This window comes from Stenotrophomonas sp. 62841_Sma, from assembly GCF_056482945.1.
Genome location: NZ_CM151224.1, coordinates 2,321,704 through 2,344,620, shown reverse-complemented (window position 1 = coordinate 2,344,620; position 22,917 = coordinate 2,321,704). Strand labels below are relative to the sequence as shown.

The window sequence follows — 22,917 nt, the reverse complement described above, 5'->3', positions numbered from 1 at the left end:
CCCCCAATGGCCTCTGTAACGCCCCTCCCCCGTCGACGCTCGCGCCTGCTGCGTACGCTGCAGCGCTGGATCGACACCGGCAACGTCGCAGAGACCACCGGCGAACAGCCCGGCCGCATCGACTGGTTGCGCGCCGTGCCATTCGCACTGATGCACCTGGCCTGCATCGCTGTGCTCTGGGTCGGAATCTCATGGACAGCGGTGATCGTCGCCGCAGTGCTCTATGCGGTGCGCATGTTTGCCATCACGGCGTTCTATCACCGCTATTTCTCGCACCGGACCTTCCAGGCATCGCGGCCGGTGCAGTTCGTGTTCGCTGTCATCGGCGCCTCCAGCGTGCAGCGTGGGCCGCTTTGGTGGGCCGCCCATCATCGCCATCACCATCGGCATGCCGACCAGCCGCTGGATCCGCACTCGCCACGCGAGGGCGGCTTCTGGCGCAGCCACATGGGTTGGTTCCTGACCCGCGAGGCGTTCGCCACCGATCTGTCACGGGTACCGGACCTGGCGCGCTTCCCCGAACTGCGCTGGCTGGACCGTTTCGATACGGCCGTACCGGTACTGCTGGCCGCAGCGCTGTATGCATTGGGCACCGGGTTGGAGCGCTGGGCACCGGGCCTGCACACCTCCGGCCCACAGCTGCTGGTGTGGGGCTTCTTCATCTCCACCATCGTGCTTTTCCATGCCACGGTCACCATCAATTCGCTGGCGCATCGATTCGGCCGCCGCCGCTTCGACACACGCGATGACAGCCGCAACAACCTCTGGCTGGCGCTGCTCACCTTCGGCGAAGGCTGGCACAACAACCACCACTTCTTCCCCGGCACTGTCCGCCAGGGCTTCCGCTGGTGGGAAGTGGATTTGACCTGGTACGGACTGCGCGCGATGGCGGCCCTGGGCCTGGTCAAAGGGCTCAAGCCCATCCCCGAGTGGGTCCTGGCCAAGGCGAGGTACTGACATGCGCATCGCCGTCATCGGCTCGGGTATCGCGGGGCTGGCCAGTGCCTGGTGGCTCGATGGCCAGCACGACGTCACGCTGTTCGAGGCCAACGACTACCTCGGTGGCCATACCCACACGCACGACGTGCAGGTGGATGGCACACGCATGACGGTGGATACCGGGTTCATCGTGTTCAATCCCCAACACTATCCGCTGCTGACCGCGCTCTTCGACGAGCTGGGTGTGGCTTCGCAGCCGACCACGATGAGCTTCTCGATGCACAGCGAGCGCAGCGGCGTGGAGTACAACGCCACCTCGCTGGATGGCCTGTTCTGCCAGCGCCGCAACCTGGTGTCACCTCGATTCTGGGGCATGCTGGCCGACCTGCGCCGGTTCTATCGGGATGCGCCGTTGCTGCTGGCCGAGGAAGACGGCCCCACGCTCGGCGAGTACCTGCGCAGCCAGCGCTATGGCGAGGCCTTCATCGACGAGCACCTGCTGCCGATGGCCTCGGCACTGTGGTCCTCACCGACCGCCACCGTGCAGGACTTCCCGGCGCGCTACCTGGCCCAGTTCATGGCCAATCACCAGATGCTGCAGATGACCGGGCGCCCGAGCTGGCGGGTGGTCAGCGGGGGATCGGCGCGCTACGTGGATGCGCTGCGCCGCCGCTGGCGGGTGCATGAGCGGCTGCAATGCCCGGTCAGGATGGTCGAACGCATGCCCTGGGGTGCACGCGTGCACAGCGCGGCCGGCGCGGAGGCCTTCGACGAAGTGATCCTGGCCTGCCACAGCGACCAGGCGCTGGCGTTGCTGGCCGACGCCGATGCCATCGAGCGTGAGGTCCTCGGCGCCATCCGCTATCAATCCAACGAGGCCGTACTGCACACCGATGCGTCATTGCTGCCGCGCAACCGCAAGGCGTGGGCGGCATGGAACGCGCACGTGCCAGAGGATCGCGCCGCGCCCTGCACGGTCAGCTACTGCATGAACCTGCTGCAGGGCCTGCCCGGCGATACGCCCCTGGTGGTTACCCTCAACCGCAGCGAGGCAATCGATCCGGCCAAAGTACTGCGTACGCTGCGCTACGCCCACCCGGTGCACGACCATGCCGCAGTGCGCGCGCAACAGCGCTGGGCGGAACTGCAGGGCCGTCGCCATACGTGGTTCGCAGGCGCCTATTGGGGCTGGGGCTTCCATGAGGATGGCATCCGCAGCGCCCGCCGCGTGGTCGATGCCCTGCAGGCCTGCGCTCCACATCGGCTGGCATCCGCCGCGGATGAGGTGGCGGCATGAGTGCCAGCGCGCTCTACATCGGGCAGGTGATGCATCGCCGGCATCATCCGCACCCGCATGCCTTCCGTTACCCCATCGCCCAGCTGCTGCTCGATCTGGACGAACTCGATACGGTGTTCGACGGGCGCTGGTTGTGGTCGGTCAATCGCCGCAACCTGGCCGAGTTCCGCCGCAGCGACTACTTCGGCGATCCCGCACGGCCACTGGCCGATGCCATCCGCGATCACGCTGCCCACACGCTTGGCTACCGGCCGACCGGCCCGGTGCGCCTGCTCACGCATCTTCGCTTTGCCGGGCACGTGTTCAACCCGGTCAGTTTCTACTACTGCTACCAGGCCAACGGCAGCACGCTGGACTGCATTGTCGCCGAGATCACCAACACGCCCTGGAAGGAACGGCACGCCTATGTGCTGCCAGTCGCCACCGCCACGCACGAAGGCAGCTCACTGCGTTGGCAGTTCGACAAGTGCTTCCATGTCTCGCCGTTCATGCCGATGGACTGCGGCTACGACTGGCGATTCAACCGCCCCGACCAGGACCTGCGCGTGCACATGCAGGTCTGGCGGGACGGCGTGCGCCAGTTTGATGCCACCCAGGCCATGCAGCGGCGTGCCTTGGATGGCCGCGGGCTGGCCCGGGTCCTGGCCTGCTATCCCCTGATGACCACCCAGGTGGTGGCCGCCATTCACTGGCACGCACTGCGGCTGTGGTTGAAACGCAACCCGGTACACGACCACCCCACTCTTGCCGAGAAACCGCGATGAACTCGATGACTCCCTGGGTTGCCCTGCCGCGCCCCGGCGCCTTGGACGCGTTCCTGCGCCGCCGCCTGCTGGCCCAGCTTGCCCCCATGCGCGACGGCCGGCTGTGCGTGCGCGATGCACTCGGCGAAGTCTGGCTGGGCGATGCCCGTGGTGAACTGCATGTCGCCGTCACCATCGATGACCCGGCGTTCTATCGCAAGGTTGCTGCGCAAGGCAGCGTGGGCGCAGGCGAAAGCTACATCCAGGGCGAGTGGCACTGCGACGATCTGGTGGCACTGATCCGGCTGCTGGTGCGCAATCGCGATCTGCTCGACGGCATGGAGCGTGGCCCGGCCCGCTTGGGTGGGGGGATGCTGCGGGTCTGGAACCGCCTGCGCCGCAACAGCCGTGAAGGCAGCCGCCGCAATATCGCCGCGCACTATGACCTGGGCAACGACTTCTTTGCCCTGTTCCTGTCGCCGGACCTGATGTACTCGTCGGCGATGTTCGACAGCGAATCCGAGTCATTGGAATCCGCCTCGCGGCGCAAGCTGGACCGCATCTGCCAGCAGCTGCAACTCAAGCCAGGCGACCGCGTGGTGGAGATCGGCACCGGCTGGGGCGGTTTCGCGGTACACGCCGCCCAGCACTATGGCTGCCATGTGACCACCACCACCATTTCCGCGGAACAGCATGCGCTCGCCGCCCAACGCGTAGAGGCAGCGGGCCTGCAGGACCAGGTCACGCTGCTGATGCAGGACTACCGCGACCTGCAGGGCCAGTTCGACAAGCTGGTCTCGATCGAGATGATCGAAGCGATCGGCGCCGAGTACCTGGACACCTACATGGCTACGCTGCAACGCCTGCTCAAGCCGGATGGCGTTGCCCTGCTGCAGGCCATCACCATCGAGGACCATCGCTACGAACAGGCCCGGCGCAGCGTCGACTACATCAAGCGCTATGTATTTCCGGGCAGCTTCATCCCATCGATCAACGCGATCATGGCCGCCAAGACCCGATCCAGCGACCTGCAGCTGATCGCCCAGCAGGATTTCGGCCACTCCTACGCACTGACCCTGCGCGCCTGGCGCCAACGTTTCCTGGCCCAGCTGCCTGCGGTGCAGGCGCAGGGCTTTGATGCACGCTTCTGCCGGCTGTGGGAATTCTATCTGGCCTATTGCGAGGGCGGCTTCCTGGAACGTTCGATCGGCGTCTCGCATCTGCTGCTGGCCCGTCCGGACCACCGGCCCGTCCTCGCTGCGGGCGACAGCCGCTGACATGCGCCGGTTCTGGGCCAATCTGCTTGGCAACCAGCTGGTCTGGCTGTGTGCCGTGGCCGGCGCAGGGCGAGGCTGGCAGTGGCCGGCGCTGCTGGCCGCAACGATCTATATCGGCAGCCAGCTGCTGACTTCACCGCACCCTCGACTGGACCTTCGGCTGATGCTGCTGGCGCTGGCCTGCGCGTGGCTGGTCGACGCCAGTGCCGCCGCCAGCGGCGCCGTGCGCTACGCTGCTGCCCCGCTGGGCTGGACTCCGCCCCTTTGGATCATGGCGTTGTGGGCCGCGTTTGCGATGACGCTGACCACTTCGATGCGCTTCCTGCTGCGCCACCCTGCCCTGCCAGCCCTGTTTGGCCTGTTGCTGGCCCCGCTGGCGTATCTCTCCGCAGCGCGCGGTTTCGAGGCGGTCCGTTTCACTGCGCCGCTGTGGCAGGGCCTGCTGGTGCTGGGTGTGGGCTGGAGCATCGCGCTTTCGCTGCTGTGCATGGCCGCTCGTCGCGGCTCCCGCACCCTCCCGCCGCCCTTGGCAGGAGCACCGTCATGATCAATCTGTTGTGGGTCCTGCTGTATGCCGTACTTGTGATGAGCTGGGGTTGGGCCTGGCAGCGCCGCCATCACAACATCGGCGTGGTCGATGTGCTCTGGGCCAAGGGCATGGGCGCGTCAGCCCTGTTGCTGGCGTGGCTCGGCGATGGTGCGGCGGCGCCACGGATGGCGCTCGGCGTGCTCGGTGGCCTGTGGGGCAGTCGACTCGCCTTGCACCTGTGGCACCGGGTCCGCCACGAACAGGAAGACGGCCGCTACCGTTATCTGCGCGAGCACTGGCAGGGGCACCAAGGCAAGATCTTCGGCTTCTTCATGGCCCAGGCGCTGCTGGTCGTGCTGTTCGCCCTGCCCTTCGTCGCGGTGGCGGCCAATCCGCAGACAAGCATGACGTTGTGGATCGTGGCCGCCGCACTTGTCTGGCTGCTGAGCGTCGGCGGCGAGAGCCTGGCCGACCGCCAGTTGGCCCGCTTCCGCGCCGACCCGGCGAACAATGGCCGAACCTGCCGCGAGGGGCTGTGGCGTTACTCCCGCCACCCCAACTACTTCTTCGAGTGGCTGCACTGGTTCAGCTATGTCCTGCTCGCGGTCGGCTCGCCACTGTGGTGGCTGGCCTGGGCCGGCCCGCTGCTGATGTACGTGTTCCTGCGCTATCTCAGCGGCATTCCCTTCACTGAAAAGCAAGCGCTGCGCAGCCGGGGCGACGACTACCGCGCCTACCAGCGCACTACATCGATGTTCTTTCCCTGGTTCCCCCGTTCTTCCAAGGAGCATTCCGCATGAGCGCGATCCCGTCACTGAATCCGGCCGAAGATGCGGAAACCGGGCTGATCGCCTGGGCCGAACGTGGGCTGGTGCCCGATGCGGCGCTGCGTGCGGGCATCCGCCGCTTGTGCGCGCAACGCCTGCATGAGGAAAGCGAAGGCGGCATCGAAGGCCAATCGGCACGCTTCAGCCAGCGCATCGCCGAGCTGGCCGACAGCCCACTCGCGCTGCATACCGAAGCGGCCAACCGCCAGCACTACGAAGTTCCCGCGGCATTCTTCCAGGCCTGCCTGGGCAAGCGGCTGAAGTACAGCAGCTGCTACTACGCCACCGGGCGCGAAACGCTGGACCAGGCCGAGGACGCCATGCTGGAACTGTACGGCCAGCGCGCCGGACTGGCCGATGGCCAGCAGATACTTGAGCTGGGCTGCGGCTGGGGCTCATTGACCCTGTGGATGGCCGAACGTTACCCGCAGGCGCATATCACCGCCGTCTCCAACTCGCACAGCCAACGCCAGTACATCATGGCACAGTGCCAGGCGCGCGGCCTGGGCAACGTCGAGGTGATGACCCGCGACGTCAACCAGCTTGACCTGCCGACGGCCCGGTTCGACCGCTGTGTCTCGGTGGAGATGTTCGAGCACGTACGCAACTACCAGCGCCTGCTGGCAGGCATCGCACGGTGGCTGAAACCGGACGGTGCACTGTTCGTGCACATCTTCGCCCATCGCACACTGATGTATCCGTTCGAGACAGACGGCGGCGACAACTGGATGGGTCGCCACTTCTTTACCGGCGGACTGATGCCGGCGGCCGACACGCTGCTGCATTTCCAGCGCGACTTGCGCCTGGAGCAACGCTGGCTGCTGGACGGCACCCATTACCAGCGCACGGCCGACCACTGGCTGGCCAACCAGGATGCAGCCCGCGAGCAGGTGATGCCGGTGTTGATCGCCACCTATGGCCAGGTTGCAGCGAAGGTCTGGTGGCAGCGCTGGCGGATGTTCTGGATGGCATGCGCCGAGCTGTTCGGCTACGACGACGGCCAGCAGTGGCTGGTGGCCCACTATCTGTTCCGACCCCGCTGAGGTGCCCGATGCGCATGTTTCCGCTGCTTCCCCTGATCGCGGTCGGCCTGTTCGGTTCCGGCTGCAGTTCCAGCGACACCCGCCCGTTGCCGCGTCCACCGTCGGTGGATGTGCCGCGCTTCATGGGCGACTGGTACGTGATCGCGCATATCCCGTCGCGCCCTGAGCGCGAAGCCTTCGACGCCGTGGAGAGCTATGCCCTGCGCCCCGATGGACGCATCCAGACCACCTTCACGTACCGCAAAGGCAGCTTCGAAGCGCCACAGAAGTCCATGCACCCCATCGGTCGTGTCGAGAAGGAAGGCAACGGCGCGGTCTGGGGCATGCAGTTCATCTGGCCGATCCAGGCTGAGTACGTGATCGCCTGGCTCGATGAAAGCTACCGCCAGACCATCGTGGCACGAAGCAAGCGCGATTACGTCTGGTACATGGCCCGCACCCCGCAGGTGTCGGACAGTGACTACCAGCAGGCGGTCGAGCGGATTGCGGCCATGGGTTACGACACCCGCAAGCTGAGGCGGGTGCCGCAATCGGTGCGATGACGCGGCACCTTCTGCCCGGGTCGATCGTCCTGGAGCATCAGTCGATCATCAATCATTGCAACGTGGTGCACTCGCGACGCGCCCTGCAGATACGATGCTGGGCAGGCCAGCAAGGCCGGAACGGATACACGATCGATGAACAGCCCCGCGGACGATGCCATCACAACCTCCTGGAATGGATTCGAAGTCCGGCAGATCCTTCCGTGCGACCTCGACCTCATCTGCGCTCACCGAGAAGCGATGTTCCGTGAAAGCGGCCGGAGCGAAGAGATCCTTCAGCAGATGGCGGCCCCGTTCCGTACCTGGCTCGAACCGCGCCTGGTGTCAGGCGACTACTTCGGCCATGTCCTTTCCGACAATGGACAACCCATCGCAGGCATTGGCCTGATGCTGATCGACTGGCCGCCCCACCCCGCCCATCCAGAGCAGGACACGCGCGGCTACGTACTCAATGTCTACGTGGAGCCCGGCTATCGGCGTCGCGGCATCGCCCGCCAGCTGATGAAACTGGCCGACCATGCATTCGCCGGACGAGCGGTGGCCTACGCGGTGCTGCACGCTACCACCCAAGGGAAACCACTGTATGCGGATCTCGGATGGGCTGCGACCAGCGAAATGGCCCGCGACCTGCGCAGCGCGAGCGAAGTACCCCGAAGCGCGTGATTGGGTACTGACGATCCACCTCATCAATCGGCGGCATTGAATTGATGGGCTTTACGCATCGATTCTTAGGAATAATCGCAAAATTCAAACAAGTTCGATGCTCGACGCGACAGCGGCGCCAGAATGATCGCCACGCCCTGCGGGCGCCGATCACCTCCCTGCGCATGAATGGATATCCTGCACCGCGCCGACTGCGGCTGGCACTCCTCGACGATCACGAAATCGTCCGCCGCGGCACCGCCCTGCACCTGTCCCGCGACGTTCGCTTCAGCATTGTCGCCAGCCACACCCGCAGCGACGAGCTCATCGGCAGCCTCCGCCAGCTGGCAGTCGATGTCGCCATCGTCGATCTCACCCTGGCGCCTGGCGACCGCAGCAGTGATGAGCTGGTTCCCCTGCTGCGCGAGTGTTTTCCACATATCCCCCTGCTCGCCTTCGCCACGCTGACGCCAACCACCCGCATCGACCACCTGCTGGCGAGCGGCATCTCCGGCGTAGTCAGCAAGTCCGAGCCCCTGGAGATGCTGTCTGATGCCATCGTGCGCATCTCTCAAGGGCTGTGCCGCCTCCCTGCTGATTGCCTGTTCCCGGCGTGCCGCGAGGAACTCAGCCGCAATGAACGCGAAGTGCTGGACCTGCTCCTGGCCGGCCTGACTGTCTCGGAGATCGCGCTGCGCCGCCACCGCAGCGTCAAGACGGTCAGCACCCAGAAGGTCGCCGCCCTGCGCAAGCTCGGGTTGCGTAATGACGTGGAGATCTATGCACTGCGGCAGCAGCTGGAGCTCCAATGAGGCGGCGCGTTCGCCTCCGTCTGCGCACGTCGTGCACGTTGTTGCTGGCCCTGATCCTGCTGCCGGCTGCATCGGCCGAGGATGCACAGTTGCGGAGATGGTCCGCCGGCCGCGAAGTGCGGGTTGCCACCGCGCCATCATTGCGACCGCTCCCCCCAACGCTGGCGGATTCAAGCGCACTGCCCACCCTCGCCCATGGCTATGCCACGCTTGTGGCTCGGCATTCCGGCCTGCGCTTCCGCGATCTCAACTACCCCAGCACGAGCGCAGCGGTCGCTGCCGTCTGCCGGGACGAGGCCGACCTGGTGCTGGTCATGGGCAGCCCCTCGCATCACCCGCTTCCCTGTCCCAACCTGAGGGCCTCCGGCGCCTTCCATGGCGGCAAGACGGTATTGGCTGTGCGTAAAGGCGAGCACCCGCCCCGTGACATTACCGGCGTGAGGGCGCAGCTGCTGGCCGTAGTTGAAGGCGGTCCCTATGCCGACTGGCTGACGATCCACCACCCCCGGATCCACCTCCTGCATCTCCCCGACCGCCATGCGGCCCTGGCCGCTGTTGAAAGCGGCAACGCCGATGCTGCGATCGGCCTGGAAGCAACGCTGCACTCGATGATCCGGCAGCACTTCACGGGAAACCTGCAATTGCACCCGTTCGACAGCGGATTCTCCACCGATCTGCACCTGCTTGTCCGCCGGGAGGACCAGCAGCTGCTGGCGCGCATCGATCAGGCGCTGCGCGCCATCACCCTCGAAGAGCACGCAGGCCTGCTGGAGTTGTGGGCGCAGCAGATGCTGCCCACATCCATCGAGAGCGCACTGGATCGGGTGCGTTCCCCGCTCCTGCTCTGGCTGCTGTGTCTGGCCGCGGCACTCATCGGCCTGCCCGTGCTCTGGCAGGCGTTACGCTGGCGAATCGGCCGCGCGGAACAACGCCTCGGGCGCGCGGCGGGAATGATCAGCCATGAAGTGCGCAATTCCGCGCAGACAGTACTGGCTTCGATCGACCTGCTGAGCCAGTCACACCTGCCCAAGGGGCAGCGTGAACTGCTCGCGGCTGCCCTTGCCGCCGGTCACTCGCTGCGCAGGCTGCTCGATCGCTCGCTGGCGTTCTCGCGCCTTGCCAGCGGCAGCTTCAGGCCGCATCCCACGCCCTGCGACGTCGGCCAACTCTGTGCCCGTGCACTGGAAGCAATCCGGCCGGAGGCACTGCGGAGAGGGCTGTCACTCCAGTCGGATCGCGCGCCCGATCCAGCGCCGGTGGTTGTGCTCGATGCTGATGGACTGCGCCAGATTATCGACAACCTGCTGGGCAATGCATTGAAATTCACCGATGTCGGCGGTATCGAGGTGCGCCTGCAACTACAACCCGCCCTGTCTCCCCGGGAGCTGTTGCTGGATGTGATCGACAGCGGCATCGGCATCGCACCCGCTCAACTGGCGCTTCTGTTCCGACCATTCCAGCAGAACGAGGATGGCCAGAGACGTGGCGGCAGCGGGCTTGGCCTGACGATTGCGCACGAACTGGCCGTTGCCATGGGCGGCAACCTGACCGCACACAGCGTGCATGGGCGCGGCAGCCGCTTCACCCTGCGATTGCCGGTCCGCGCCGTTCACGGCGATCAGCCGCCCATCGAGCCGCTGCAGCAGACGCCACTGACCGGCATCGACCTGCTCCTTGTCGAAGATCATGCACTCAGCCGGCATGTCGTCGCAGAGCAACTGCGTCGGCTGGGCGCCGACGTACGCGCGGTTGCCGATGCCGATGCCGCATTGGCCGAGCATGCGCTACGACCGCGCGGCACGGTCGTACTGGATATCGGGCTTCGCGGCTCGGATGGCTATGCACTGGCGCAGCAGCTGCGTGCGCAGGCACAGGCACCTCTGCGAGTGATTGCCCTGTCCGCCCGCATGGGGCGCCGGCACGCGACACGCTGCCGAAGGGCCGGCTTCGACGCCATCCTGGTCAAGCCGCTGCAGGTTGCGAGCCTGCTGCAGGCGCTGGACCTGCCGCCCTCGGCGCACGGCACTGCGCCCGATGACACCCCTGGCGCCGCGCCGGATTACACTGCGGACATTGCCCATGAGCTGGCCAGGATTGAAGAGGCCGTGCAGGACACCGATGCCTCGACACTGCGCCATCATGCTCACCGGCTGCAGGGAACGCTGCAGATGTGCCGGGCAACGGATCAGGCCGGCACAGCGGCCGACCTGTGGGAACTGGGGCATGAGGCCGCGCCTGACTGGGTCGAGGCGCGGCGACTGCTGCGGGGATTGCAGCAGTGGCACGGCTCCCGCGAGGCGGAAGCCGCACCCTTGGCCTGATCAGGCCGCCAGGCGCTCGACCTGGCGACGGGTCAGGTCATTGAAGCGACCCAGCGACATCAGGTGCTGGTGGATCAGCGCCAGCCAGCCGCTGCGGTGCCACTCGACCACGGTCGCTTCCGGCAGCGCCACGAACTTCTCGACGTCCACCACCAGGAAGCCGTTGAGATTGAACTCGCGGCCATCCGGAGTGCGGACGGTGGCGTTGCGCTCGACCAGCAGGCCGTTGTCGATCAGGGCCTTGGAGAAGGCCTGGGTCTGTTCGTGCTCGCGGGTGTACTGGCCGCAGAACTCCAACGCCTGCTGCACCATGTCGGTGGCCTTGCCGTCCACGAACAGCGGCTGACCTTCGTCACCGCCCTTGACCACGCGCGAGCTCTCTTCGTCGATGCCCAGCAGGAAATCGTTGTCCGCACCGGTGTCGATGAAGATGAAGGGGTGGCGACGCAGGTAGGCCGGGATATAGGCCTCGTCTTCCCACAGGCCGTCCTTGATGAACAGGTTCTGGTCGGAAACACCGACGGCGGCCATCGGCACGGCGGTCGGGCCAGCGAACAGGATCGGGAAGTGGTGCAGGGCCAGCGAGAACTCGCCCAGCACCAGCGGAATGGCGTTGTTGCCGGCGGCAAACTCGAGTCTGCCCGGCAGGATGCGCAGATCGGCATGCACATCGGCCTGCAGCGGCACCGGACGGGTGTAGAACAGGGGGGCGCTGCTCGGCGCCGCTTCGGTGGTGGTGTCGCTGGTGGTCGTCATCTTGGGAACCGTTCGATCATGCGCGCCTGCCATCCCGGGCGCGCCAGCGGGAACAACCTGAATCCCGCATTATCAACAAGCTCGATGACAACGGCCACCCCACCGACGGCCTATTTCAACTGCAGGGGGTAGCGCTGCCAGAGGACGTGGACCAGGAACCCGGCCAGCTCGGTGTCGCGCGCGCTCACAGCAGCGCGGATCTTGTCCAGCAGCACCATGTCCGAGCAGGAGCGCACATCGGCGTGGTTGGCCTGCCCGGCCCGGCGCGCGCGGTAGCGCGCTGCGCGCTGCGCGTCACTCATTGCGTACCCGAACTTGGGCGGACGACCGCGCTTTCGCGGCAGGGTCAGCTCCAGGGTTCCGGGGTCTTTGTCATCACGCATGAGAGGGGTGCGGGCGGCGGCGAGCAACGGGGGGTGCGCAATTTATCGTGAGGCATCACTTTAATCCAGCTTTTTCTGCAGTTTTGTTGCGATGCAGTGCATTATCCCGGTGTCGATGCGAATTCATCCACGCATGGCGTGGATCTACTGCAGGGCCTGCAACCCGATCACCCGGTAGATCCACGCCATGCGTGGATGGGCGCTCCCGACGACAAAAAAAGGGAGCCCGCTCACGGGCTCCCCTCGCCTTTCCTCATGCCGCGCGTACCGGCTCGTAACCATGCAGGTGCGCCTCACTGCTGGCCCGCCCCTGGCTGAGAGACCGCAGCGAGGTGGTGTACCCCACCAGCTGCGCCAGCGGTGCGAAACCACTGACCTCGGCACGACCGTCCTGGTCCTCGATGCGGGCAATACGGCCGTGGCGGCGGTTGAGGTCGCCAACCACGTCACCCACCGACGCTGACGGCGAATGCACCGTCACCGCCATCACCGGCTCCAGCAGTTGCGTGCCACCTTCGGCCAGTGCCGCCTTGACCGCTTCGGCACCGGCACGGTGGAACGCCATCTCCGACGAGTCCTTGGCATGGGTCTGGCCATCGACAAGACTGACCTCGATACCGACCACCGGATGGCCCTGCGGACCTTCCGACAGCGCGGCACGCACGCCCTTTTCCACCGCGGCGATGAAGCTGCGCGGCACCACGCCACCGACGATGCGGTCGTTGAACACGACCTGGTCGTCCTCGCGCGGCGATACATCCAGCACCACGTGCGCGAACTGGCCCTGGCCACCGGTCTGCTTGACCAGCCGCCCCACCACGCCGGCCATCGCACGCAGCGGTGTCTCCTGGTAGGCCACGCGCGGCGAACCTACGCCCACCTCGACCTTCCACTCGCTGCGCAGGCGCTCGACCATCACCTCCAGGTGCAGCTCGCCCATGCCCCAGACCAGGGTCTCCGCCGTGTCGCGATCGGTTTCGACGCGGAACGAGGGATCTTCCTGGGCCAGGCTGGCCAGACCCTGCGCCATCCGGATCAGGTCGGCCGCACGCGCCGGCTCCAGCCGCCACGCCAGCACCGGCGCCTGTGCCTGGATGTTCTCCAGGCGCAGCGGCTGCGCACGCCCGCTCAGCGTTTCACCGCTGACGGCATCCTTCCAGCCCAGCACCGCCACAATATCGCCGGCCACGGCCTGTTCGATGTCGTGAGTCTGGTCAGCCTGCACCCGCACCAGGCGACTGACACGTCGACCCTGCGGATGCTGCGAACTAGCCACGGCATCACCGACCTTCAAGGTCCCCGAGTACAGCCGCACGAAGCTCAATGCGCCGTGCTGCTGGTGGGTGATCTTGAACAGCAGGCCCGCCAGCGGACCGTCTGGATCCGGCGGCAGCACCACCTCGCCGCTCTCGCTTTCAGCAGTGACTGCAGGCCGATCCAGCGGCGACGGCAGGTAATCGACCACCGCATCCAGCAGCGTCTCGATGCCCTTGTCCTTGAAGGCCGCACCGGCCAGCACCGGCACGCCTGCACCCGCCAGCGTCGCCCGTCGGATCGCCGCCCGCAGCAGTTCCGCATCGATCACGCGACCCTCCAGCCAGGCATCAGCCAGCAGTTCGTCGTGATCGGCTACGGCTTCGACCAGCGCATCGCGCTCGGCCTGCCACTGGGCCCGCGCGGCGGCGTCCCACGGGGTCACCGCGGTTACGGCGCCATCTTCCCACTGCAGCACGCGCTCATCGACCAGATCGACCCAGCCGTTGAAGTCGCTTTCGCTGCCCAGTGGCACACCGAGCGCCCACGGCCGCGCCCTCAGCTTGTCCTGCAGCTGCTCCAGCACGCGGTCGAACGAAGCGCCGACGCGGTCCATCTTGTTGACGAACGCGATCAGCGGCACGCGATGGCGACGCGCCTGGCGCCACACGGTTTCCGACTGCGGCTGCACGCCATCCACGGCCGAAAACACAGCCACGGCTCCGTCGAGCACGCGCAGCGAACGCTCAACTTCAATGGCGAAGTCGATGTGGCCGGGAGTGTCGATCAGGGTCAGCCGATGCGGCGGCAGGTCGCGTGGCGCCCACTGCGCCTGTACGGCGGCAGCGCCGATGGTGATGCCACGTTCGCGTTCGATCGCCGAGAAATCGGTGGTCGCGTTGCCATCGTGCACTTCGCCGACGCGATGGATCTCGCCGCTTTTCCACAACAGGCGTTCGGTCAGCGTGGTCTTGCCGGCGTCGATGTGGGCAATGATGCCGAGATTGCGACGGCGGGAAAGGACTTGGGTGTTCATGAGAAAGGTTCCTGCAAAGCCAACTTCGGGGGCCGCGCACCCCGGTTGGCGACAGGGTGCGCGGCTAGCGTTCGGTCTCGGCGATCTGGTGCATGGCACGTTCTCCTTGGGTACTGGGTAGGGCCGACTGGGTAGGGTCGACTGGGTAGGGTCGACTGGGTAGAGTCGACTGTTAGTCGACTCACAAGAAACGAAAACGAAAAGAGCGCCCCGGAGGGCGCTCTGTCGAAGGTCCAGCGATGGCCGATTCAACGGCCTCGTGGGGCTCCAGGCAGACACGCCCGTTCCGCGCTTGCGCGGGTCAGGGTGAAAAACTTCAGGAGCGGCATCCGGTTCATGGGGCGCATTCTAGACCTGCCAATCTGGCGCGCAAGTGAATATTACGCACATAAATAGAACGATGAGGCCGGCAATGACCGGGGTCAGATCCCTTTGCCCAATGCAAAGGGCTCTGACCCCAGCTCAGCTCACTTGCACTCATGCAGCTTGCGCGCCTCAGCTACGGTCGCAGCCTGGTCGTCCCCCATCGAGATCCATCCCTTCAACGACATCGCCGGATCCACCTGCGCCTGGCGCGGGCCGCCATGGACCACCACCTCGGTCCAGCTGCCGACCGGCGCCAGCTCCGACAGTCGCGCCGCCTGGTCGTCTTCGGTGCTGAACATGTCGTCCGGCTCCGCAGGCTTGGCCTTGTTCACGGTCTCGGTCTTGCGCGCCCGGATCCGCAGCGCGCCATCGGCCATGCGCTGGGTAGTGACGTCATGGCGTTCCACCCCGTAGGCCCAGCTGCTTTCACCTGCGCGACGGGTCTCGCTGCCGTCGTCTGCCACCACCACCGAATCCCCCGCCGCTTCGGCCACGGTCGCAAGCGAACCCAGGCCGGACATCATTGCCTGATAGGCAATCATCTGCCGCTGTTCAGCGGCCAGCGCAACGTCACCTGCCTTGCCGGCAGGAATCTGCAGGTACACCGCCTCCCTGCACAGCATCAGCACCTGCTGGTCATCCCAGCTGATGAGCACTTCATCACTGGCGAAATAGCGGGTAGTCACCGGAACCACCGGAGCGCCCCCGCCGGCGGAATACCGGCTCTCGATCAGCGAGGCCTGCTCGCCCGCGCTCATCAGCGACACCGGCGAAGTCGATGCCGCATTGGCGGCGCCTGCGGAGGCGGCCATCACGGCCAGCAGCACGCCACGCGAAACATTACAGATCATTGCATCAGTCCATTGAGAAATTCAGATGCACCATGATAAGTCGAGCAAGGCACGATGCGCCCGTGCGGCCCTGATCAGCTCATTTCCCCGTAGGTGCAGCCTACCGTCACCCATCCCGGTGAATACGAAAGATCAACAATCATCCGTACATGTCGATCACCAGGGAGCGTTTTGTACAGATTGAGTCCTTTCCAGCCATACACTCTTTCCATGGCCTCGGCATCCCAGCGCGATGACATACCCCCGATATGGTTCGCAATGGATCTCCCCCGCTCCATCTCTTCTCCAACGGGCACCGGAATTGCAAGAAGCATCTCCTGAACACCCGAAACATGCACAAGCGTCGAGGATTCTCCCCACGCCATGACAGGAGCCCGAGCCTCCCAGAGCATCAGTGCCGCGCCATTACCTTTCTTGCTCTGACTGAAATCCGTCAGGTCGCCCGCTGCAATCCGATCAGTGAAGTTGTCCAATTCCTGGTGAGTCAGCTGGCACTGCAACAAGCGGGACAGGGTCGACGATACATCCTGCTGCGCTTGAGTCGGAAATGAGAGTCCCATTGCCACGCAGAGTACCGCCGCCCGCGTGCCCCACACTTCATTAAACATCACACCCACACTGAGCACCCCTCTCGAATCTTCGGCGAAGGCCAATCAATGAGGCAGAGCATTCAAGAAGTAAAGCCGATGCTCCGCCCGCCGGAGCATCGCCCGTTGGGCGCAATGTAACTGCCAAAGCAGCAAGCCACTAACGCCGGTCCATTTGCGTCAAAATTGAGAGGCGCAACTACGTGCGCCCTCCACCTTCGCAGGCAGTTCCGGACTACGTCACCACCACCAGCGGCACCCCACGCCTTGGATGCTCCAGCACCACCACATCCTGCTGGTAGACCCGCCGCAGGTTTTCTTCAGTCAGCACCTGCAACGGCGTGCCATCGGCTGCCACCCTGCCCTGCTCCAGCAGCACGATGCGGTCGGCATAGCCCGCGGCCAGATTGAGGTCGTGCAGCACCACGATCACGCACGCACCGGCTTCGGCACAGGCGCGCACACTGCGCAGCGTGCGTTCCTGGTGACGCAGATCCAGCGCTGCGGTCGGCTCATCCAGCAGCAGCAGCGGCGTGTCCTGCGCCAGCACGCGCGCGAACGTGGTCCGTGCCGATTCACCGCCCGACAGCTGCTGCACCTCGCGCAGGCGCAGCGCCTGCAGTTCAGCGGCATCGATGGCCGCTTCCACCTGGGCGTCATCCACGGCTGGATCCGGCGGATGCGGAAGCCGCCCCATCGCCACCACTTCTTCCACACTGAACGCGAAGCGCACGCCGTGCTCCTGCGGCATCACCGCGCGCTCGCGCGCCAGTGGCCCGGCCTTGTAGCTGGTCAGCGGCCGGCCCAGCAGACTGACTTCGCCCGCGTCAGCGCGCAGGTCACCGGCGGCGACCGCCAACAACGTGGACTTGCCCGCGCCATTCGGGCCAACCAGTGCGGTGACCGTACCCGGTTCGAACGCCAGCGAGATGCCGTGCAGGATCTCGCGCTGCTGGCGGCGTACCACCACCTCATGCAGCTTCAGCAGCACGCTCATGGCGCGGCCTTGCGGCGCTGCTGCAACACCAGCCAGAGGAAGAACGGCGCACCCAGCGCGGCCGAGAACAGGCCCAGCGGAATCTCCGCCGGGGGATCGAGCGTGCGAGCCGCGGTGTCGGCCACCACGATCAGCAGTGCGCCCAGCAGGCCGGACAACGGCAGCAGCCAGCGATGGCCCGGACCGACCAGCAGGCGCGCTACGTGCGGCACCACCAGGCCGACGAAACTGATCGAACCGGCAAACGCCACCGCTGCGCCCACCAGCAGCGCACTGAACGCCACCAGACGACGCCGCGTGCGGGTCACATCCAGCCCGAGGTGCTGTGCCTGGCGTTCGCCCAGCGCCAGCATGTCCAGCGGCGTGGCCAACCGCTGCAACGCAAACACGCCGATGGCAAACAACGGCACCACGGCCACCACATCGGCCCAGTTGGCGCGCGCCAGCGAGCCCATCTGCCAGAACACCAGCGACTGCAGCTCGCTCTCGCTGGCGATATATGTAAGGAAACCGATCAACGCCGAGCAGAACGCGGCCATCGCGATACCGACCAGCAGCAGCGTGGCGTTGCCCGAGCCCTTGCCGGGCCGAGCCAATGCGTAGGTCAGGCCGATTGCCAGTGCGCCGCCAGCGAACGCGGCCACCGGCACCAGCCAACCGGCCGCACCGGCAGCGCCCAGCACGATGGCGGCAACTGCACCCAGTGCGGCGCCTTGGCTGACACCGACAATGCCAGGATCGGCCAGCGGATTGCCGAACAGGCCCTGCAGGCTGGCACCGGCCATCGCCAGCGACGCACCGACCATCGCGCCCAACAGGGCACGCGGAATACGCAGCTGCCAGACCACAGCAAGGTCGCGGCTGCTGACCGCCTGTGGATCGAGCAGACCCAGCTTCACCGCCAACGCCTGCATCACCTCCAGCGGCGGCAACCGCAACGGACCCACGGCGAACGAGGCCAGCACTGCCCCCAGCAGTGCCAGCAACGCCACCAGCAACATCGTCCGCCCGCGACGGCGGCGCCGATCCGCCGGACTCATGCCTTCGGCAACGCCGCCAGGGCCTTGGCCAGCGCCAGCGCACCGGCACCGGAGCCCACGCTGGTGTACTTCAGCTGCACATCCGGCATCACCCAGACCCGGTTGGCCTGACCGGCCGGGGTCTGCTTCAGCGTCGGGTACGCCTTCCACAGGCCTTCGGCACCGCCGAACAGCTGCAGGTCATGCTCGGTCACCAGGATCACCTCCGGCGCCGCGGCGACCACGCCTTCATTGCTCAGCTGCGAGTAGTTCTTCACCCCCGCCTCGGTGCCGATGTTGACACCACCAGCCAGTGCGATCAGTTGCGCCGACGCACTGTCGGCACCCGCAACGGTGGGTGAGCCACCGGCGCCGGTGGCCGACACGTGGATCAGTCGTGGCGCATGGCCCAGGCCCTTGCCAATCGCTGCAGCCTCATCGAGCTGGCGCTGCACCTGCGTGGCAAGTGCCTGCCCTGCTTCGGCCAGCCCTAGTGCGGCGGCGACCTTGCGCACCTTGTCCGGTGCCGGCTGCAGGTCATCGATGACCACCGCCGGTTCGCCCACCTCACGCAGTTTCTTCGCCAGCTCGGTGTGGCGGCGCAGGCTGTTGCCGAGGAACAGCGACCCCTGCAGGCTCAGCACGCCCTCCACGCCCGTGGTGCGGTTGAACAGGAACTGGTGCGGGGCAGCCAGGCCGGCCTGGGTGGTGGTATTGGTCGGCGCGGCGAACACCTGCTTGTCCAGTCCCAGCGCCTCGATCACCGCGATCACGTCGTCACCACCGGCAATGATGCGGCTGGTATCGGTCACCTCGACGTCGGCGCCGTCATCGGAATGCACCTTGGCCGGCAGCACTGCCTTCTGGTCGCGCACGGCCGGCATATCGGTGCCAGCCACGCGCTGCCAGCCAGCCGGCAACGCGGCTTCGCCAGCCGCGGTTGCGGCGGCGGCGGGCTCAACCGGCTTGCCGCTATCGGAGGGCGTCGATGAACCGCCACAGGCAGCCAGTGCCAGCGAGACAGCCAACGGAAGCGCACACAGGCGCAGACGGGACGCGATGTTCATGCTCGATCTCCTTGCTGGCGGGGCGACGCGCACGCCGCCCCGCCGTGTGACTTACTGCTTCGGGGTGATGCGGGTGATGCGGTCACCCTTCGGGTCTTCGGCGCCACGCGACTTGTTCACCGCAAACACGTTGCCCTTGCCATCGGCACGGACGTGGTTCGGCAGCGTGCCGCCGTCGAGGTTGGCGACCACCTTGCCGTCACCGTTCACCACGGTGACCGTGCCAGCGCCACGGTTGCTGACGTAGGCCAGGCCGGACGCATCATCGAAGGCGACGTTCAGCGCGCCGGCGCCGACCGGTACATCGTGCAGCACCTTGCCGGCAGCCACGTCGACGATCAGCAGGTTGTCGGTGCCCTGCGAGGCCACGTACAGGCGGTTGCGCGCTGCGTCGAAGGCCACGCCCGAGGCACTGATCGAGTTGCCCAGGTCGATGACCTTCTCGACCTTGCCGCTGGCCACGTCGATCACTGCCGCTTCCGGGGTGCCGATGCTGACGGTGAACAGCTTGCCGCCCTTCTCGTCCAGCACCAGGCTCATCGGGGTGAACTTGCCGTCGTCCACGCCGGACTCCAGCGTCACCGCCGGCAGCTCCTTGAGGGTCTTGGCGTCGAATACCGACAGGTGGTCCTCTCCCGTGGCCGAGGCAAACACCTTGCCGTGGGTGCCATCAACCACCACGTCGCGCGCGTGCGGCACGGCATCGACCGGGAACTGATGGACCAGCGACAGGTCCTTCTGGCGGTAGACCGCGATGGAGTTCTGGCGGGTGTTGGTGACCCACACGTTGCCGTTGGTGTCATCCACGCCGACGCCGTAGACCGCGTACACCGCACCATTGGTGCTGCCCGGCACCTGCGCCGGGGTGATCGCCTTGGTCACCTTCAGCGACTTCGGGTCCAGCTTCAGCAGCTGCGACTGGGTCACCGGCGGGCGGCCCACAGCCGAGGTCACGAACACCGCGTTGCTGGCGGCGCTGTAGGCGGACTGGTACAGGCCCGGCACCAGCTTGTTGGACTGAGTGGCGAACTGCGCCTGGCCGGACAGCGGCAACTGCGGCGAGACGCGCAGCTTCAGCACGGTGGCTGCAGCCGGCTGGCTGGCGCGCACCACCACCGGGTGGGTACCCGGCACGGCATCGGCCGGAATGCTCAGCTGGGTCTTGAAGTTGCCATCGGCATCGACCACCAGCGGCTGCGTGTTGAGCACGCTGTCGCCACGCAGCAGGCTGACTTTCTGGCCCGGCACGAAACCGCGACCGACCACGTCGGCAGTGCTGCCGGGAACCACGTTCTCACCGCGCGAGACGACCTCGCCCTTGAAGGTGGCGTTGGCCGGCTGATCGAACACCGGCTGTGCGGTGGCGGTCACGGCCAGCAACAGGCCAGCGGCGAGAGATGTGAGACGGAAAGACGGACGGAACGACATGGAAGGCTCCTTGCACACGTAGGCCGCGCCACGTGACGCGGGATTCATCGGTTGCCTGGGCCGCTGCACATCGGCAGCCTCGCCTGGGTAGTGGGGTCGCACGCCTTGGCATGCGAAGGGATTCATTCGGCGGCGTTGTCACCGCTATTGGGCGCGCCGTCACCGGCACTGCGGTCGGTCACGCCGTACAGTTCATGAAGCGCGGCATGGAACGACGCAGGCAGCATCGGGCCGTGGCCGAGGCCATCGAACTCGCGGTACTGCACGCGCATGCCCGGCACCTTGGCCAACCGCTCGGACAGCTGCATCGCCGCATCCGGGGTGGCACCACCGATGCGGCGCAGGTGCGCGACCACGCGCGGATTGTTCATGTCGCGCTTGCCGCGATCACCGACACGCTCGGCACCGCCCAGCATCAGCCAGAGCTTTGCTGGCTGGCCATGCACGTTCTGCACGAACTGCTGTTCCGGATCACCCAGCGCCGCGCCCTGGCTCCACCACAGCGACGGACTGGCCGCCAGATAGGACTGGAAGGCGGCGGGACGGGTGTACAGCGCATTGAGCACGAACAACCCACCCAGCGAGTGGCCCCAGAGTGCTTGCTGCTGCGTATCAATGCGTGCGCGGCGCTCGACTTCCGGCTTGATGCGGCGTTCGATCACATCCAGGAACGCGGCAGCACCGCCACCGACCGCCTGGGTCGTACCGCTCTCGTCGTCGGCGCGGTCGATCCACGCGGTGTAGTCGCGGGTGCGCGCCTTGGAATCGATGCGCAGGTCGTTGTCATAACCGATCAGCACCAGTACCGGCGGCGCCTTGCGTGCCGCCAGCTCGGCCAGCAACGGCTGATCCAGCACCATCGCCACGGCATTGCCATCCAGCGCGTACAGCACCGGCAGCGGCGCCTTGCTGGCCTTGGCCGGGATCGCCACATTCACCCGCCAGCGGCGTTGCTGGTCAGGGCTGTCCACCACGAAATGCTCGAAGCGATAACTGGCCGCCGGCTCGTCGAGCACGGTGTGGCCGATCTTCTGCAGCGGATTGCGCTGCTGGGCATGGGCGTACGGGGTGGCCAGGAGCAGACCCATCATCAAGGCGACCAGGCCGCGGGCCAGTGGACCACGGCGCGAAGGCGGGACGAAATGCTTCATCAGCGGCGGCAGAAGCGGCTCACGGCCGCCGGTTCACAAGGGACCGCAGTCTACCTTAAACGCGAATGATTATCACATCGATCGAACGTCACACTGTGTATCACGCGCGCATGAGGGCCTTCGGCACGAAACGAGGCAATGGGCAGGCTGGATTCGCGCCACGGCCATACGGCAAGCTAGGCGGTATCAACAAGAACAGGGACTGTCATAGCGTGTACGCCATTTGCCGCAGCCTTGCCCGAAAAGGGCTCGACACGATTCGCCCACACGTCTTCCCCGTGAGCATACCGACCACCGAGAGGCCCGCGTGCAACATCTGCGGTTTCCGCCTGCGAGCATCCCGCGAGGCCATCGCCGAAAGGGAAACCCGCAGCTGTATTGGCTGCGGATCCACTCTGCGCTTCCGTGCCCTCATGGCAGCCCTGCAGTCGGAGATGGACCAAGCGCGGGAGATCCGCGTGCTTGAGCGGATCCCCAGGCGCGGACAGATCAAGGGAATCGGCATGACCGACGCCCATATCTACACTAATGCCCTGCGGCGCAAGTTCGATTACATCAATACCTACTTCCACAAGCGCCCCATGCTGGACATCCGTCACCCAGCCGCACACTACCTGGGAAAATATGACTTTGTTGTCAGCTCAGATGTGCTGGAACACGTGGATGGGCCCTGCGAGCGCACGCTCGGAAACCTGCGTGCATTGCTGAAGCCGGGCGGGCTGCTTGTGCTCACCGTTCCCTATGGATTTCACGAGGTCACGATTGAGCACTTCCCTGAGCTCAACGACTACCGGATCGAGGGCAAAGGTGCGGATCGGGTTCTTGTCAACATCACCAGCGATGGCAGGGAGCAACGATTCTCTGACCTGTCCTTCCATGGTGGTGACGGCTCAACTTTGGAACTGAGGATCTATTCGTATCCTCACCTGGTGCGATTGCTGGGGGAAGCCGGCTTTGTTGACGTCAAGCTGCACGATAGCCAATACCCGCAATGGGGCATCATCCACGACAGCCTGCTGGGCTTGCCTATAACGGCACGCGCGGCGTAGC

The 22,917-nt window shown here is 66.0% G+C and carries 22 protein-coding genes; 12 read left to right on the top strand and 10 right to left on the bottom strand.

What is annotated here, in order from left to right; genetic code table 11:
• Nucleotides 1-6 precede the first annotated feature (6 nt).
• The 11 genes from ACZK5G_RS10945 to ACZK5G_RS10895 all read left to right on the top strand — a co-directional run bounded on the left by ACZK5G_RS10945 (nt 7) and on the right by ACZK5G_RS10895 (nt 10,972).
• Entirely contained in the window at nt 7-957 is a 951-nt protein-coding gene (locus tag ACZK5G_RS10945) for an acyl-CoA desaturase (protein WP_478466364.1), read from the top strand.
• Between the two features lies 1 nt (nt 958).
• A complete protein-coding gene (locus tag ACZK5G_RS10940) occupies nt 959-2,236 on the top strand; it encodes an NAD(P)/FAD-dependent oxidoreductase (protein ID WP_478466362.1) in 1,278 nt (425 codons plus the stop codon).
• Complete coding sequence (locus ACZK5G_RS10935) at nt 2,233-3,000, top strand: DUF1365 domain-containing protein (protein WP_478466361.1); 768 nt, start codon at nt 2,233-2,235, stop codon at nt 2,998-3,000. Before ACZK5G_RS10940 ends, ACZK5G_RS10935 begins: the two co-directional genes overlap by 4 nt.
• Nucleotides 2,997-4,256: a class I SAM-dependent methyltransferase gene (locus ACZK5G_RS10930; RefSeq protein ID WP_478466360.1), complete on the top strand. Its 1,260-nt coding sequence runs from the start codon at nt 2,997-2,999 to the stop codon at nt 4,254-4,256. The genes ACZK5G_RS10935 and ACZK5G_RS10930 overlap by 4 nt, the downstream gene beginning before the upstream one ends.
• A 1-nt stretch (nt 4,257) precedes the next feature.
• Complete coding sequence (locus tag ACZK5G_RS10925; protein ID WP_478466358.1) at nt 4,258-4,803, top strand: DUF2878 domain-containing protein; 546 nt, start codon at nt 4,258-4,260, stop codon at nt 4,801-4,803.
• Nucleotides 4,800-5,585: a DUF1295 domain-containing protein gene (locus ACZK5G_RS10920; protein ID WP_478466356.1), complete on the top strand. Its 786-nt coding sequence runs from the start codon at nt 4,800-4,802 to the stop codon at nt 5,583-5,585. The genes ACZK5G_RS10925 and ACZK5G_RS10920 overlap by 4 nt, the downstream gene beginning before the upstream one ends.
• A complete protein-coding gene (locus ACZK5G_RS10915; protein WP_049399333.1) occupies nt 5,582-6,655 on the top strand; it encodes an SAM-dependent methyltransferase in 1,074 nt (357 codons plus the stop codon). Before ACZK5G_RS10920 ends, ACZK5G_RS10915 begins: the two co-directional genes overlap by 4 nt.
• Before the next feature lie 8 nt (nt 6,656-6,663).
• Nucleotides 6,664-7,197 (top strand): lipocalin family protein, encoded by a 534-nt coding sequence (locus ACZK5G_RS10910; RefSeq protein ID WP_049421983.1) that lies wholly within the window; start codon nt 6,664-6,666, stop codon nt 7,195-7,197.
• A 135-nt stretch (nt 7,198-7,332) separates the two neighbouring features.
• Nucleotides 7,333-7,860, top strand: a complete 528-nt coding sequence (locus tag ACZK5G_RS10905) for a GNAT family N-acetyltransferase (RefSeq protein ID WP_032127338.1) — start codon at nt 7,333-7,335, stop codon at nt 7,858-7,860.
• Nucleotides 7,861-7,904: 44 nt separating this feature from the next.
• Nucleotides 7,905-8,651, top strand: a complete 747-nt coding sequence (locus ACZK5G_RS10900) for a LuxR C-terminal-related transcriptional regulator (RefSeq protein ID WP_478466354.1) — start codon at nt 7,905-7,907, stop codon at nt 8,649-8,651.
• Nucleotides 8,648-10,972 (top strand): ATP-binding protein, encoded by a 2,325-nt coding sequence (locus ACZK5G_RS10895; protein ID WP_478466352.1) that lies wholly within the window; start codon nt 8,648-8,650, stop codon nt 10,970-10,972. Before ACZK5G_RS10900 ends, ACZK5G_RS10895 begins: the two co-directional genes overlap by 4 nt.
• On the opposite strand, the gene ACZK5G_RS10890 is transcribed toward ACZK5G_RS10895, so the two are convergent.
• The 10 genes from ACZK5G_RS10890 to ACZK5G_RS10845 all read right to left on the bottom strand — a co-directional run bounded on the left by ACZK5G_RS10890 (nt 10,973) and on the right by ACZK5G_RS10845 (nt 21,867).
• On the bottom strand, nt 10,973-11,728 hold the full coding sequence (locus tag ACZK5G_RS10890; protein ID WP_279911945.1) for a SapC family protein: 756 nt from the start codon (nt 11,726-11,728) through the stop codon (nt 10,973-10,975).
• Nucleotides 11,729-11,838: 110 nt separating this feature from the next.
• Nucleotides 11,839-12,111, bottom strand: a complete 273-nt coding sequence (locus ACZK5G_RS10885; protein ID WP_005409616.1) for a hypothetical protein — start codon at nt 12,109-12,111, stop codon at nt 11,839-11,841.
• Nucleotides 12,112-12,364: 253 nt separating this feature from the next.
• Nucleotides 12,365-14,401 carry an elongation factor G gene (gene fusA, locus ACZK5G_RS10880; protein ID WP_478466351.1) on the bottom strand — a complete coding sequence of 679 codons (2,037 nt, stop codon included), beginning with the start codon at nt 14,399-14,401 and terminating at the stop codon, nt 12,365-12,367.
• A 467-nt stretch (nt 14,402-14,868) separates the two neighbouring features.
• The gene (locus tag ACZK5G_RS10875) at nt 14,869-15,618 is read right to left on the bottom strand and encodes a hypothetical protein (protein ID WP_164079842.1); all 750 of its coding nucleotides are present in this window, start codon (nt 15,616-15,618) and stop codon (nt 14,869-14,871) included.
• A gap of 74 nt (nt 15,619-15,692) precedes the next feature.
• Nucleotides 15,693-16,271 (bottom strand): hypothetical protein, encoded by a 579-nt coding sequence (locus tag ACZK5G_RS10870; RefSeq protein WP_232528340.1) that lies wholly within the window; start codon nt 16,269-16,271, stop codon nt 15,693-15,695.
• A 169-nt stretch (nt 16,272-16,440) separates the two neighbouring features.
• Complete coding sequence (locus ACZK5G_RS10865) at nt 16,441-17,202, bottom strand: heme ABC transporter ATP-binding protein (protein ID WP_478466349.1); 762 nt, start codon at nt 17,200-17,202, stop codon at nt 16,441-16,443.
• Entirely contained in the window at nt 17,199-18,242 is a 1,044-nt protein-coding gene (locus ACZK5G_RS10860; RefSeq protein ID WP_478466348.1) for a FecCD family ABC transporter permease, read from the bottom strand. The genes ACZK5G_RS10865 and ACZK5G_RS10860 overlap by 4 nt, the downstream gene beginning before the upstream one ends.
• Nucleotides 18,239-19,288, bottom strand: coding sequence for a heme/hemin ABC transporter substrate-binding protein (locus tag ACZK5G_RS10855; RefSeq protein ID WP_121503232.1), 1,050 nt, complete (start codon nt 19,286-19,288; stop codon nt 18,239-18,241). Before ACZK5G_RS10855 ends, ACZK5G_RS10860 begins: the two co-directional genes overlap by 4 nt.
• Before the next feature lie 51 nt (nt 19,289-19,339).
• Nucleotides 19,340-20,716, bottom strand: a complete 1,377-nt coding sequence (locus ACZK5G_RS10850; RefSeq protein ID WP_065723255.1) for a YncE family protein — start codon at nt 20,714-20,716, stop codon at nt 19,340-19,342.
• A gap of 122 nt (nt 20,717-20,838) precedes the next feature.
• On the bottom strand, nt 20,839-21,867 hold the full coding sequence (locus tag ACZK5G_RS10845; RefSeq protein ID WP_478466346.1) for an alpha/beta hydrolase: 1,029 nt from the start codon (nt 21,865-21,867) through the stop codon (nt 20,839-20,841).
• A 278-nt stretch (nt 21,868-22,145) separates the two neighbouring features.
• Between ACZK5G_RS10845 and ACZK5G_RS10840 the strand changes: the two genes are divergently transcribed.
• Nucleotides 22,146-22,916 carry a class I SAM-dependent methyltransferase gene (locus tag ACZK5G_RS10840; RefSeq protein WP_329893003.1) on the top strand — a complete coding sequence of 257 codons (771 nt, stop codon included), beginning with the start codon at nt 22,146-22,148 and terminating at the stop codon, nt 22,914-22,916.
• The last annotated feature ends 1 nt before the right edge of the window (nt 22,917 follow it).

Coding starts and splice junctions, on each gene's coding strand:
- ACZK5G_RS10845 (WP_478466346.1), bottom strand. CDS start 21,867: ATGAAGCATTTCGTCCCGCCTTCGCGCCGTGGTCCACTGGCCCGCGGC.
- ACZK5G_RS10900 (WP_478466354.1), top strand. CDS start 7,905: ATGGGCTTTACGCATCGATTCTTAGGAATAATCGCAAAATTCAAACAA.
- ACZK5G_RS10945 (WP_478466364.1), top strand. CDS start 7: ATGGCCTCTGTAACGCCCCTCCCCCGTCGACGCTCGCGCCTGCTGCGT.
- ACZK5G_RS10925 (WP_478466358.1), top strand. CDS start 4,258: ATGCGCCGGTTCTGGGCCAATCTGCTTGGCAACCAGCTGGTCTGGCTG.
- ACZK5G_RS10855 (WP_121503232.1), bottom strand. CDS start 19,288: ATGAACATCGCGTCCCGTCTGCGCCTGTGTGCGCTTCCGTTGGCTGTC.
- ACZK5G_RS10860 (WP_478466348.1), bottom strand. CDS start 18,242: ATGAGTCCGGCGGATCGGCGCCGCCGTCGCGGGCGGACGATGTTGCTG.
- fusA (WP_478466351.1), bottom strand. CDS start 14,401: ATGAACACCCAAGTCCTTTCCCGCCGTCGCAATCTCGGCATCATTGCC.
- ACZK5G_RS10890 (WP_279911945.1), bottom strand. CDS start 11,728: ATGACGACCACCAGCGACACCACCACCGAAGCGGCGCCGAGCAGCGCC.
- ACZK5G_RS10875 (WP_164079842.1), bottom strand. CDS start 15,618: ATGATCTGTAATGTTTCGCGTGGCGTGCTGCTGGCCGTGATGGCCGCC.
- ACZK5G_RS10895 (WP_478466352.1), top strand. CDS start 8,648: ATGAGGCGGCGCGTTCGCCTCCGTCTGCGCACGTCGTGCACGTTGTTG.
- ACZK5G_RS10930 (WP_478466360.1), top strand. CDS start 2,997: ATGAACTCGATGACTCCCTGGGTTGCCCTGCCGCGCCCCGGCGCCTTG.
- ACZK5G_RS10850 (WP_065723255.1), bottom strand. CDS start 20,716: ATGTCGTTCCGTCCGTCTTTCCGTCTCACATCTCTCGCCGCTGGCCTG.
- ACZK5G_RS10905 (WP_032127338.1), top strand. CDS start 7,333: ATGAACAGCCCCGCGGACGATGCCATCACAACCTCCTGGAATGGATTC.
- ACZK5G_RS10865 (WP_478466349.1), bottom strand. CDS start 17,202: ATGAGCGTGCTGCTGAAGCTGCATGAGGTGGTGGTACGCCGCCAGCAG.
- ACZK5G_RS10940 (WP_478466362.1), top strand. CDS start 959: ATGCGCATCGCCGTCATCGGCTCGGGTATCGCGGGGCTGGCCAGTGCC.
- ACZK5G_RS10915 (WP_049399333.1), top strand. CDS start 5,582: ATGAGCGCGATCCCGTCACTGAATCCGGCCGAAGATGCGGAAACCGGG.
- ACZK5G_RS10935 (WP_478466361.1), top strand. CDS start 2,233: ATGAGTGCCAGCGCGCTCTACATCGGGCAGGTGATGCATCGCCGGCAT.
- ACZK5G_RS10885 (WP_005409616.1), bottom strand. CDS start 12,111: ATGCGTGATGACAAAGACCCCGGAACCCTGGAGCTGACCCTGCCGCGA.
- ACZK5G_RS10910 (WP_049421983.1), top strand. CDS start 6,664: ATGCGCATGTTTCCGCTGCTTCCCCTGATCGCGGTCGGCCTGTTCGGT.
- ACZK5G_RS10920 (WP_478466356.1), top strand. CDS start 4,800: ATGATCAATCTGTTGTGGGTCCTGCTGTATGCCGTACTTGTGATGAGC.